This window comes from Paenibacillus sp. GM1FR (assembly GCF_002803315.1).
Taxonomy (GTDB): Bacteria; Bacillota; Bacilli; order Paenibacillales; family Paenibacillaceae; genus Paenibacillus; species Paenibacillus amylolyticus.
In genome coordinates, this window is the sequence record NZ_MKZL01000054.1 from 71,257 (window position 1) to 83,677 (window position 12,421).

Below are 12,421 nucleotides of genomic sequence, written 5' to 3' on the forward strand. Positions count from 1 at the left end.
CTGGACATGATGGAACCCATCTCGTATACAAACTATTCCTGGTCTTATCAGGGAATCGATGGTGCGGTGTCTTCTCAAGAACTGCGCCAGGCACGTGTAATTTTACAGAACGAGCTCTCGGAATTGTTGTCCGCTTCCTTGTCGCCGATCGAGTGGTACCAAACGGTAAATGAACTGCATGACCGGATTGCACGGAAAGCAGTAGAGTTATGCATTCAGGGGATGGTTGAGGAAGGCTTCGGCCAACCTCCCGTCCCCTATGCCTTTATCGTATTTGGCAGTTCCGGCAGGGAAGAAGCAACGTTATGGAGTGATCAGGATAATGGCATGATCATTAGCGATACTCCGCATGAAGGTAAAGAGGAATATTTTGCTCAGCTCGGACAGCGAATGACGGATGTGTTAGAAGAGCTTGGTTACGCCAAGTGCGAAGGTAAAGTCATGTGCTCTGAGCCACTCTGGAGAAAAACGCTGGCGTCATGGAAACAACAATTAGCAGATTGGAGCTCGGATCTGAATTGGGAGCCCGTTCGTAATCTGATTATTGCTTCAGACATGCGTTTTGTTGCAGGTGAGCAAAGTCTGGCGGAGGAATGGATCACGAGTTTTTATGAACAGTTCAGACTGATTCCTGAACTTTCGGATGCAGTTCTTCGCAATACGGTTAAACATAAAGCTACATTAAATGTACTTGGACGTGTGGTCACAGAACGATTTGGTGAACATGCAGGCGGATTTGATGTCAAGTATGGCTTGTACATTCCGCTGGTGAACAGTGCTCGTTATTTGGCTTTGCAACATGGGATCAAGGAGTCATCGACGCTAAAAAGAATGGAGAGACTGACTTCACTTGAAGCTGTTCCATTTACATTACTGGATGCATGCCAGCGGGCCTTCTTAACCGCTTTGAAATTTCGCAGAAGTACACCGGTTGTCATCCAAGGGGATTTGCAACATAGCAGTGGGTTCCTGGATGAGAAACAGATGAAACAAAAGCAAATTCATTATGAGCTCAGGGATACGCTCGGGTTGGTACGACGAGTGCATCGTGCTTTGCAAAGACAGTTGCGTTTTGCAGAAAGGAGACGTCCATGAGAGAGCCGGCAAGGGGCAATACAGGATTCTGGAATTCGCTGCGTCAGGGAGGGGTTCCTTCCGCCATCGCTTCCATTATGGGAGCCCCTACGGCGCAACACATGGCGTTTATCCGCTCTATGATGAGAGAACAGCGCAGACCTGAGGTTCTGCATACACCTCTAAATGAGCTGGACGCAGTTGTATTTGATCTGGAAACGACGGGATTTTCGCCCCAGCACGGGGATGAGATTATCTCATTTGGTGCGGTCCGTATACATGGAGGTGTGGTACTGGAAGGAGAACAGTTTTATACGGTGGTGCAGTCCAAGACCGCAGTTCCGGAACATATTACTGAACTTACAGGTATTACACAGGAGATGACGTTGGACGCACCAACTTTGCTGGAAGGGTTGCATGATTTCATGTCTTTTGTAGGTGGAAATGTTCTGATTGCACACGCAAGTGCGCATGACCGAGCCTTTCTGAATGCAGCTCTGTGGCGGACTTCAAAGGTAAGGCTGACGCATCGTTTAATCGATACGATGATGTTGGCCCGCTGGCTTGAACCAAGCAGGCCGGGGTATGGTCTGGATGAATTGCTGGAATCTAGAGGGATTCCGATCTATGGACGTCACCATGCACTGGAAGATTCAAAAATGACTGCACAGTTATGGTCCTGCTACTTGGAGGACATGACTCGTAAAAATGTGGAGACTTTGGGTGATCTGTATACCCAGCTAAGTCACGCATAACGGAACGGGAAGCAGATTGTATGAAGGCACAACGTGTTGTGCCGGATCCTGCGATTCCTTCAAAGATTCAATCAGATAACCGTTCAGATGCATATGAGATCGCGACCCGCTTGTAAGGTCGGGTGAGCCGATGAGGTACATCTGAAGCAAACCGGCGAAGGCCGGAAGAGCTTGCAAGTCCTCTAAGGAAGGAACAGGCCTGGTCTTGGGATGAGAATGGAAGATACCAATGAGCTTGGGCTCGGAGAATACGCACCGAATCCATTCGGCATCGTCCAGAGTAAAATGGTGCAGCGGGTCAGGTGCTACGTTACGAATGGGCTGAAACCGACTGATTCGTATACCGCCCGCTGCGGTTTCACCCAGCATAACCCCGCAGGCTTCTTGTGGCAGCGAAAGGAACATGTGCTTTGACATCTCTTGTTCTACGGAAGAAGGGATGTAGAAGGCGTTTTGCTGCCCGTGAAGTGCTGCCATTTGTATTCACCCCTCTCTCTTTGGCTCCTGCTACGGCAGGAGTCCTTTTTCATTTTATTTTCTGTGATGCGGATTGTAAAATTTTAAAGGAAAAGGGTACAATAATAAAGAGAACATTTGGGAATCATGTTCTGGTGAACTATGATAGAGCGTGATAAACACTTAGCATGTGCAGAAATTACGGTTTCAGTTTCAATATGCTAATTATATAAAAGGGTGGCGGGTTATGAAACGAAATATATACATACTCCTTGGTGTTGTCTTGCTGGTTGGTATTGCACTGGCCCAGAATGCGGGTGACGGCATTGCAGCCGTCTTTAAGCAGGAAGAACCGATGCCTACAGAGACGGGACCACGTGCGGGTCTTCTGGCACCTGCTTTTTCTCTGACAGCAATGGATGGAAAGACGTACAGTGTGGGCGGTGCCAAAGATAAGGCCACGTTTGTCAGTTTCTGGGCATCCTGGTGTGAGCCGTGTAAGCAGGAAGCTCCAGAGCTGAACAGAATGGCTGCGAAATACAAGGATAAGCTTGACATGTATGGGGTTAATGTAACGTCATACGATAAACTCAAGGATGCCAAAGCTTTTGTGGATGAGTACCAACTGACATTCCCCATTCCTTTGGATGAGAAGGGGACTGTGTATGCTCAATACAATGGGGTGGCTTTTCCAACGAATGTTCTGATTGACTCCAGAGGAGTTATACAGGAGATTGTTCTGGGCATATTACCTGAGAAAGAGTTGGAACGTAAGATTAAAAAGTTAATTGCGAATTAATTTTCATGTAAACAAAGAAGCCTTTGCATCCATGAATCATGGGTACAGAGGCTTCTTTATATTTTCCGGGAAATAAGCGTTATTAGTGGTTGCTTATCCCATGAGCAGGAATAGGGAGTGTGCCCGGCTCATCCTGTAATTTTTCTTGAAGCAAAGCATAGCGGAAACTGTGAACGAGCGCTTCCCAACTTGCTTCAATTACGTTCTCGGATACACCAACAGTGTTCCATGTGTTTTCCGTATTTTTGGATTCGATCAATACACGAACTTTGGCAGCTGTAGCATCCTTCTCATCCAGAACACGCACTTTGTAGTCCGACAGATGCATGTTGGCAAGTGAAGGGAAATATTGCACCAGCGCTTTCCGAAGGGCGTTATCGAGTGCGTTAACCGGACCATTGCCCTCAGCAGCGGTATAAGCGCTTGTTCCAGCGATATTCACCTTGACAAAAGCTTCAGAAACAACGGATTTGCCCGCCGTTTTCTCTACAAGCATTTTGAATGATTCAAACGTGAACAATTCTTTCATATCACCGTTCGCTTCACGAATTAACAATTCAAGAGAAGCATCTGCACCTTCGAACTGGTAACCCTGATGCTCCAGGTCTTTGATTTTCTCAATAATCTGACGTGAATTGGCACTGCTTGGATCGAACTCAAGCCCCAGTTCCTGGGCTTTGGATACAATGTTACTTTGTCCGGCAAGTTCAGAGACCAGCACACGTTGTTTGTTACCAACCAGTTCAGGCACGATGTGTTCATAGGTACGTGAATCCCGCAGGATGGCAGAGACGTGAATCCCACCTTTGTGAGCAAAAGCAGCATTGCCGACATAAGGCTGATTAATCGGCATATTCACATTGGCAATCTCGCTAACATAACGAGCCACGTTTGTAAGTTGTCTCATGGAATCTTCAGTAACACATTCATAACCAAGTTTCAGTTGCAGGTTCGGGATAATGGATGCGAGATTGGCGTTACCGCAACGCTCTCCATAACCGTTCATCGTTCCTTGCACCTGACGGGCTCCGGCTTGTACAGCGCTGAGTGTGTTGGCCACAGCCAGTTCACAATCATTATGTGTATGGATGCCGAGATGTGCATGAGGCAGGCTTCTATGCAATGTGGATACGATCTCGTGCACCTCGTTTGGCATCGTCCCGCCATTGGTATCACACATAACGAGCCAGTCCGCTCCAGCTTCGTGGGCCTTGGTCAAGACCGCTTGAGCATACTCCGGGTTATGTTTGAATCCGTCAAAGAAGTGTTCTGCATCAAAGATCACTTCCATTCCATTCTGTTTCAGATAGGCGATGGAATCATAGATCATGGACAAGTTTTCTTCCAATGTAGTCTGCAAAGCGGTGTGCACATGGAAGTCCCATGATTTACCGACCAGGGTTGCAGCCTGAGCACCAGATTCGATCATGCGCTTCAGGTTGGCGTCTTCACTAGCAACACTGCCTTTACGGCGGGTACTGCCAAAAGCAACAACCTTTGCGTTCAGGTTTAATTCCTTGACTCTTTTGAAAAACTCAATGTCCTTGGTATTGCTGCCGGGAATTCCGCCTTCAATATAATGGACACCCAGGTCATCAAGCTTCTTGGCAATTTTGAGTTTGTCGTCTGCCGATAAGCTGACACCCTCCCCTTGTGTGCCGTCACGTAAAGTCGTATCGAAGATGGAAATGGCCTTTGACATGAAGATCCTCCTTTGAGATAAAGCGCTCTTTTAAAAGTTTGGATTGTAAGTTGGGAAAATCTGTTAAGTACGTTAGTGGACGAATCCTTCGATTCGGCAACGCTACACTGTGTTAAACTCAATGCGCTGATTTGTCCTAAAGTCGTCAATTTGTATAATTAATTATTATAGCACCATTATAGCCAAATGCTACATAGAAATCGCAGTATCATGTAACAATTAACGTATTTTAGAGAAAAAAGAAGGATGTTAATCATAATCCGGATGTATGTTATAATCTATTATTGAGTTTTAATTGTAATATATGGAAGAAAAGGAGGGTTAATTTTGAGTTTTGTATGGGAAAATACGATTATTGCTCTGATCACTTTGATATTTTTTGTGAGTGTAGGCTGGTTAATTATTCGGTCTCTGATCAGATCTCGCAGAAAATAAATGCTCGTGACTGAATTAACATAACGGGTTTGATATACTATAGAAGAAAGTAATTTAGTTTTCATTAATTAGTGTGCAAGAAAGGGCGGGGGTTCATGATGTCTTCAGACGGCAATCCTCCAGCAAATGTGGATCAATATTACCCTGCAGCCGGACGGGTGATTCTGCATGTCGATATGAATGCTTTCTACTGCTCTGTACATGAAGCCGAGGAACCAGATTTATATAGAGGAAAAGCAACGGCCGTTGCGGGTAGCAGTGAACTGCGAAAGGGTGTAATTGTAACCTGCTCATATGCCGCTCGTAATCGAGGCATCTCAACAGGTATGGTTGTGCACCAAGCCATGAAAAAGTGCCCTGATCTCATTGTGATACGTCCTGATTTTCATTTATATCGTCAATATTCAAGAGCCTTCATGCAGATTGCGTATAGCTATACGCCTCAACTTGAGGCGACATCCATTGATGAATGTTATCTTGATATTACAGGTTCAAGGCAATTCGGGAATCCAATGGAGATTGCGGAGAGCATTCAGCGGAGAATCAAGGATGAATTGGGGCTGCCATGTTCCATAGGCATTGCGCCCAACAAATTACTGGCGAAAATGGCTTCGGATCTGAAAAAACCGAACGGTATCTCCATTTTACGCATGAGGGATGTACCCCGGATTCTTTGGCACAGACCATGCAACGAGATGTTTGGCATTGGCAAAAAAACGGCCGAAAAGTTGAAAAAACTGGGCATTGAAACGATTGGTCAATTGGCCAAGTCGGATGAGAACATGTTGACCGAACTATTTGGAGTTAATGGAGCATGGCTCAAAAATTCCGCGAATGGCATTAACCATTCCGCAGTTCACGCGGAACGGGAGGCCAATAAATCCATTGGGCATACAACCACTTTACCGGCGGATGTATCGGATATGAATGAGATTCATCGGGTGTTCCTCAATATAAGTGACCAGGTAGCCAGAAGGTTGCGCAAGCACGAAATGTTCAGTCAGGGGATTCAGATTACAATCCGGACCCCGGATATGAAGACAATTACCCGATCACGTCTAATGGAAGTTCCTACGGAGGATGCAACGGTCATTTACCGTGAGGCCTGTAAACTATTTGAGAAGCATTGGGGTAGTGGCAAGCCTGTACGCATGCTGGGTGTGACACTTCAGAACCTGATTCCAAGAGAAGAATCCGCTGTGCAGATGGACTTGTTCGAATATGAGCAGAAGCCCAAGAAGGACAATCTGATTCGGATTATGGATCAGTTACGTGATAAATTTGGTGAGAATGCTGTTGTGACCGCGGGCATGCTTGGAGACGATCCTTCCGTGCTGCTTCGTAATCATAAAGTGCGCGGTACTTCCCTGCAAAAAGATAACTTGCAAAGTCTTGATTAAATAAGGGATAATAGAGACTTGTGGTTGCAAAATGTTTGTAATTATCCTTACTTTGTATTAATATGTTTCTAGATAAAAACACTGTACGTTTTGAATTTTAGGAGGAGAGAATGTAATGAGTAAATATACTTGGGTTGAGAAAGACACATGCATCGCATGTGGCGCTTGTGGAGCAACGGCTCCAGACATCTACGATTATGATGATGAAGGTTTGGCTGAAGTTATCTTTGACGGCGATGCTAACCATGGTGTCAAAGCTATTCCGGACGACTTGTTTGACGATATGCAGGATGCATGCGATGGCTGCCCTACAGATTCAATCAAAGTAGCGGACGAGCCTTTCAATAAAGAAGGCTAAGTATTTCTCACATGAACATAGAGCACTTTCTTTTGTCTTAACGACAAGGGAAGGTGCTTTTTTTGCATTCATTTAACTGTGTTTATCTGACTATGGATCAAGGACGAACATTGTCGAACCCCCTTTTTTTCGCCGGGTACTCAAGTCCTATGGATTCAACGCTTGGTTATGCCGATATATAATGATATACGGAAAAAGGCGAAATAGTGGAGGATCGGATGCAAAATACTCATCTAAGAACATATGTCAAGAAACATCCCGACAACAAAATGGCTTGGTACTTGCTTGGAAAGGAGTATTTGGGCGAAGGACAGGAGGCCAAAGCCAATTATTGTTTTCAGCAAGCGGGCGAGGTTTATGAGGCATTTGAACGCAGTAAAGCTCCTGCGGACATCTGGGTAGACTATCAGGAGAAACTGGTGGAGATGTCTGAGCAAAAGGAGAGAAAACAACGTAGACGCAAAATGTGGCTTACGTTGCTCATGCTGCTTGTGCTGGCAGGTCTGCCACCTGCGGACGCTCCGGGTTTCAGTCGGGAAGCGGCCGACGCACTGTCAGCAGCACTGGAATCCACAGATGACATCGAAGCGCCTGTAGAAGCGGATAAACAGGTTGGAACTGCATCCATTGCGCCAAGCAATGTGTTCACTGCTGCGGCATTTGGTGGAGGTAATCATGGCGAGGCTGCGCTCGCAGCTGCCTGGTCCGGGTCTGGCCCAAAAGTAGAGACCTCTGCTGTACTGGGTATGCAAACCTCAGATGACTGGTCTTTATGGAAGCGAAATATGCCTGTGAAATACATAGTACAAACCAATACAAACGGGAAATTAACTGCACAGAGTTATGATGCCAAGCAATGTAACTGTGAACCTCCTGAAATTACACCGAAAATCAAAAAGATGGCCTTGGCGTGGACCGCCAAGCAGGAAGCAGCTGCATCATTATCAAGTGCAATCGTTGCCTATCGCAAAAAAAATGACGCTTGGCCCAAGAGTGTAACGCAAATGGCTCAGCCATTTCCGAACAATATCCTGGGAGAGACTGCGTCAGGGATGACCGAGATGTTTCCGAAGCTGCTAGCTTTGCATCAAGGAAAGGTACAGGAAGGAAAGAACGATTCGAGTGGTAAAGAGAATGGTTCAACATCTTCGAATTTGTCTCAAGGCAGAAATGCCGCTTTTGCAGATACGCTGGGAGGTCAGCCTTTTTTGCAGGAACCGCTGGAGATTGTCATTGATAAGGATAGACATAAACTTGCATTAATCAGTGGGGATACCATTATTCGTATGTATGATGTGGGACTTGGCGGTGATCGAACACCGGAGGGATCATTTGTCATTACAGATAAAGTGGTCAATCCGAATGGACGCTCGAACGGTGAGTTCGGAAGCAGAGGTATGCAACTCTCGAATACGAATTATGCCATCCACGGGACCAACGAGCCAGACAGTATCGGACTGGATGAGTCCCTTGGATGTGTGAGAATGCTTACAGGAGATGTAGAAGAGTTATTCGCTCTTGCTCCGCAAGGCACTCCGGTACGCATTGGAGAAGATGTACTGCCAGATCTGACGCTTGTTCCAGAAGCAAAGCAGCGTTATCAGCATACGCTTGTTCCAAAGCAAAATAATCCGAACAAAACGTATCACTGGCTGAATTGATCTGTTTGATATGTAGAATCAGATGGATTCAGCCTGAATCATCTACAGGTTGGCAATAATGATAAGAGCACCAATGATGATGATCAAGCCGCCTACACTGGCTGCTGTCCATGCAATGGCTTTGCGATTCACTTCTTCTTTCTTTTGCTGTAATGCAGGTGGTTTACGTTTGGGAGCCATGAGTTATTCCTCCTTATTTGGAATAGAACTGGTGTAGAGTAACCATGCTCTCATTGTAAAGAATTCAACTCGTCATTTCCAGTGGGCGGGTGGATTTCTTGTGAGCATTTTGTATTATTCGATTTGTGCTGTCTATGCGCAAACTACTTTCCTTTTTAATAAGAAACAGATAAACTTGTGAGTAGAGTGTTTTTTTACATATGAAAAGACGGACAACGGCTTTTTGGCGTACCGGACCAGAACGGAGTGAGTGATTTGTTATACAGAAGTCTTGCTAAACCTTTGTTGTTCAAAATGGACCCTGAACAGGCCCATCATCTGATTATTGGCGGCCTTAGTGGCGTCGGTAGCATCCGTCCGGTTCCTTCCGGACTGCGTGTGATGTACGGCGTTCGTGAAACGTCTGATCTGGCTGTTGACATGTTTGGGTGTCATTTCCCTACACCTGTTGGTCTGGCTGCGGGTCTGGACAAAAACGGGCAGGCCGTAACGGGCTTTTCTTCCATCGGATTTGGATTCATGGAAGTGGGAACCGTGACACCACTTGCACAACCAGGTAACGATCAACCACGGCTGTTCCGTTTGCCTCCAGATGAGGCGTTGGTGAACCGAATGGGCTTCAACAATCTTGGTGCGGAAGCCATGGCAGGTGAATTGGCACGTCTACAGGATCGGCGTATTCCAGTGGCTGTTAACATCGGCAAGAATAAGGCAACGTCTAATGAGGAAGCTCACCTGGACTATTCGAAGTGCATTCAGGCACTATACGATTATGCTGATCTGTTCGTGGTTAATATCAGTTCACCAAATACACCGGATTTGCGTAATCTGCAACATGGGAATGAATTGAAGGAACTGCTCGCTGCGGTTATGAACGAGATGAACGTGCAGCATGCACGAGCGGGCGGAGCGACCAAATCCGTTCTGGTGAAAATTGCACCGGATGTGAATGATCAGGAACTTGAATATATGGTTCGCACAATTGCAGACAGCGGTGTTGCTGGTATTATTGCAACGAACACAACCATCAGTCGTACAGGACTTTCCCACCAACATGCGAAGGAAACAGGCGGTCTGAGCGGTAAACCTCTACGTGACCGTTCAACGGAGATTATTCGCCAGATCTATCGCCAGACCGAAGGCAAACTTCCGATTATCGGTTCAGGTGGCATTTTCACAAGTGAGGATGCATACGAGAAAATTAAAGCCGGAGCAAGCTTGGTCGAAATATATACAGCATTGATCTATGAAGGACCTGAGGTGAATCGGCGCATTCATGCTGGACTGCGTGAGTTGCTGCGCAAGGACGGTTATCGTCATATCTCTGAAGCGGTTGGTGCGGAGCATCGTTAAGAAGGAATGTGAATCCCCGGAATGAAAATATAGAAGCATGGGAAGAGCGTAAAATGGTTCGGGACTCTCCCCCCCACCAAACATCATGTATAATGGAATAGAACAGGGGACGCTATAGAGACAGGAGGCATAAGCATGGACGGTAGAGACTGGGGTACATTTTTACTTCCTTATGAACAAGCGGTAGAGGAATTGAAAGTCAAGTTTAAGACAATGCGAGCGGAACTGAAGAAACGGGAAGAGTATGCCCCGATTGAATTCGTTACCGGTCGTGTCAAAAAAATATCCAGTATTCTGGAGAAATCCAGACGACTGAATGTGTCGCTTGATGACGTGGAAACAGGCATTGAGGATATTGCAGGTATCCGCATTATGTGCCAGTTCGTGGATGATATCCGTCGGGTTGCCGAGTATATTCGAGGCCGTAAGGATCTCACGGTACTCATTGAGAAAGATTACATTACGAATTTCAAAGAGAGCGGCTACCGAAGCTTCCATATGATTATTGAGTATCCCGTTCAGACGGCTCTGGGACAAAAGAAAGTTTTGGCCGAGATACAGATCCGGACGCTTGCCATGAACTTCTGGGCTACCATTGAACATTCGCTGAGTTACAAGTTTCGGGAAGGGTTACCTGATGAGATGAGAACCAGGCTGAAAAAAACGGCTGAGGCCGCGTTTATACTGGACAACGAGATGTCTGCAATTCGTCTACAAATTTTGGAGGCGCAGAAGGCATTTGAGGATGATTCCAATATCGTGTCAAGAACATTGAATATCATTCATCAATTATACTTCTACCACCTTGTCAGTGAAGCAATTGAAGCACAGAAGCGATTTAACGATTACTGGGAACGGCATGATATGGAAGGGCTCAAAGACTTGCTGGATGACGTGAAGAAACTTCTGAACAACGCCAGAAAGGGCGAAAACCCGGATGAGCATCTATGAGCCACTGTACGTTGACTACTTAATCTACTTCAATCGGGATCAGGATTATTTCGAGTGCCATGAGGTGCTGGAAGAATTGTGGCTTGAACGGAACCGGGATTCTCTCTATAAGGGATTGTTACAAATTGCAGTTGGTTTATACCACTTCAGGAATGGCAATCTCCGCGGAGGAACGATGATGTTACAGAGTTCACTTGATCTTCTGGAACCTTATCCTGCTACGATTCTGGGCATTGACCTAGGGGCTTTGGTACGGGATGTACAGGAAATCGTGAAGCAACTATCTGAGCCTGACGCTCAGTCTGTGACTTATAGGGATTTGTCCATACGAATTGTTGATGAGGTCTTAGAACAAGAGATGTCTAGAAGATCGCTTGAGCTAAAACCTAATATTCCGCAGCGCCGGAGTCCTACCAGAGGGCGAATATACGAAGAGAAGATGAAGGCGATGGATCAGAGTAAAAGTTGAACCGTAATTAGCGTTAACATTCAAATGAGCATCCCATGGATATGAAGTTCCATGTATATGAAACACCCCGACGATTCCTGTAAAGGGAACGATCGGGGTGTTTTTGAATGTTGCCTCATATTCAGATGATTGCAGGTGGCGCAGCCTGTCCTTCAACAGAACAGTGTCTGGTGATACAAGTGCCTGATTGTAGATACTTGTGGAAACGGATCTATCAGTTAGCTTGCCGAAGGAGTAGCGCTGCCTTTATATTTTTGGAAAAATTGTTTGTAATCTTCCAGTGTGTAGCCCTGGTCACTGCCATTCTCTTGCAGTCCGCCAACCATACGGTCTTTCTCGACACCAGCCTCATAATAGACGAGTGTAGGTGTGAACTCGATATTGTAATCGGTCCATCCTGCTTCGAATTCACGCAGATTGAACTGTGGAAGCTCAATACCTTCACTGTCAACCAGTGGCATCAACTGAGGTGTTGTGGCACGGCAGTGCGAGCAGTCGGAAGCAAAGAAATAAACAAAAAAGCTGTCTTTGTTATCGATTTTGGCTTTGAGATCAGTGGGTACAATAATTTGTTGATAGTTGGGATCACTAAGTAGCTCCCGTGTAGCTGGATTAAGCTTGGAAGCAGCGATGCCATAAGCATTTTCCACTGAATCCATCTGTTTCTTGGATTGCTGGTCTACGACAACCAGTGCTGCAATCATAATGATTAAAATACCCAGGAAAATAAGGATCGCAGCACTTTTCTTTTTCTTCTTGGATTTCATTGGACATCCCCCATCGATCATATCGAAATATAGTTTGGGCAAAAATAAAGGTTGGGATAAT

13 protein-coding genes are annotated in these 12,421 nt (G+C 45.9%); 9 read left to right on the forward strand and 4 right to left on the reverse strand.

Going from position 1 to position 12,421, the window contains the following annotated elements; all coding sequences use genetic code 11:
* Positions 1–9 precede the first annotated feature (9 nt).
* Together PAEAM_RS24590 and PAEAM_RS24595 are read left to right on the forward strand one after the other, a co-directional pair.
* Positions 10–1,095, forward strand: coding sequence for a DUF294 nucleotidyltransferase-like domain-containing protein (locus PAEAM_RS24590; protein WP_165790058.1), 1,086 nt, complete (start codon positions 10–12; stop codon positions 1,093–1,095).
* Positions 1,092–1,829, forward strand: coding sequence for an exonuclease domain-containing protein (locus PAEAM_RS24595; protein ID WP_017689374.1), 738 nt, complete (start codon positions 1,092–1,094; stop codon positions 1,827–1,829). Before PAEAM_RS24590 ends, PAEAM_RS24595 begins: the two co-directional genes overlap by 4 nt.
* On the opposite strand, the gene PAEAM_RS24600 is transcribed toward PAEAM_RS24595, so the two are convergent.
* Positions 1,815–2,306: a M67 family metallopeptidase gene (locus tag PAEAM_RS24600; protein WP_100529307.1), complete on the reverse strand. Its 492-nt coding sequence runs from the start codon at positions 2,304–2,306 to the stop codon at positions 1,815–1,817. The two genes, PAEAM_RS24595 and PAEAM_RS24600, sit on opposite strands and share 15 nt — an antisense overlap.
* Before the next feature lie 226 nt (positions 2,307–2,532).
* Between PAEAM_RS24600 and PAEAM_RS24605 the strand changes: the two genes are divergently transcribed.
* On the forward strand, positions 2,533–3,084 hold the full coding sequence (locus PAEAM_RS24605) for a TlpA family protein disulfide reductase (protein WP_100529308.1): 552 nt from the start codon (positions 2,533–2,535) through the stop codon (positions 3,082–3,084).
* A gap of 82 nt (positions 3,085–3,166) precedes the next feature.
* Here the strand turns inward: PAEAM_RS24605 and cimA are convergent, their stop codons facing one another.
* On the reverse strand, positions 3,167–4,786 hold the full coding sequence (gene cimA / locus PAEAM_RS24610) for a citramalate synthase (RefSeq protein WP_100529309.1): 1,620 nt from the start codon (positions 4,784–4,786) through the stop codon (positions 3,167–3,169).
* 533 nt (positions 4,787–5,319) lie between these two features.
* Here cimA and PAEAM_RS24615 point away from each other — a divergent pair.
* From PAEAM_RS24615 to PAEAM_RS24625, 3 genes are all read left to right on the forward strand, one after another.
* Positions 5,320–6,621 (forward strand): DNA polymerase IV, encoded by a 1,302-nt coding sequence (locus tag PAEAM_RS24615; protein WP_100529310.1) that lies wholly within the window; start codon positions 5,320–5,322, stop codon positions 6,619–6,621.
* A 115-nt stretch (positions 6,622–6,736) separates the two neighbouring features.
* The gene (locus tag PAEAM_RS24620) at positions 6,737–6,979 is read left to right on the forward strand and encodes a ferredoxin (RefSeq protein WP_017689369.1); all 243 of its coding nucleotides are present in this window, start codon (positions 6,737–6,739) and stop codon (positions 6,977–6,979) included.
* A 218-nt stretch (positions 6,980–7,197) separates the two neighbouring features.
* A complete protein-coding gene (locus tag PAEAM_RS24625) occupies positions 7,198–8,640 on the forward strand; it encodes a L,D-transpeptidase family protein (protein WP_100529311.1) in 1,443 nt (480 codons plus the stop codon).
* 42 nt (positions 8,641–8,682) lie between these two features.
* Here the strand turns inward: PAEAM_RS24625 and PAEAM_RS31965 are convergent, their stop codons facing one another.
* Positions 8,683–8,820, reverse strand: coding sequence for a hypothetical protein (locus PAEAM_RS31965; protein WP_165790049.1), 138 nt, complete (start codon positions 8,818–8,820; stop codon positions 8,683–8,685).
* 255 nt (positions 8,821–9,075) lie between these two features.
* Here PAEAM_RS31965 and PAEAM_RS24630 point away from each other — a divergent pair, with 255 nt between their 5' ends.
* The 3 genes from PAEAM_RS24630 to PAEAM_RS24640 all read left to right on the forward strand — a co-directional run bounded on the left by PAEAM_RS24630 (position 9,076) and on the right by PAEAM_RS24640 (position 11,593).
* Positions 9,076–10,173 (forward strand): quinone-dependent dihydroorotate dehydrogenase, encoded by a 1,098-nt coding sequence (locus PAEAM_RS24630; protein WP_017689366.1) that lies wholly within the window; start codon positions 9,076–9,078, stop codon positions 10,171–10,173.
* Between the two features lie 135 nt (positions 10,174–10,308).
* A complete protein-coding gene (gene yjbM / locus PAEAM_RS24635) occupies positions 10,309–11,124 on the forward strand; it encodes a GTP diphosphokinase (RefSeq protein WP_036609636.1) in 816 nt (271 codons plus the stop codon).
* Positions 11,111–11,593 carry a DUF309 domain-containing protein gene (locus tag PAEAM_RS24640; RefSeq protein WP_100529312.1) on the forward strand — a complete coding sequence of 161 codons (483 nt, stop codon included), beginning with the start codon at positions 11,111–11,113 and terminating at the stop codon, positions 11,591–11,593. Before yjbM ends, PAEAM_RS24640 begins: the two co-directional genes overlap by 14 nt.
* Positions 11,594–11,811: 218 nt before the next feature.
* Here PAEAM_RS24640 and PAEAM_RS24645 read toward each other — a convergent pair whose 3' ends face one another.
* Positions 11,812–12,360: a thioredoxin family protein gene (locus PAEAM_RS24645; protein ID WP_100529313.1), complete on the reverse strand. Its 549-nt coding sequence runs from the start codon at positions 12,358–12,360 to the stop codon at positions 11,812–11,814.
* Positions 12,361–12,421 lie beyond the last annotated feature (61 nt).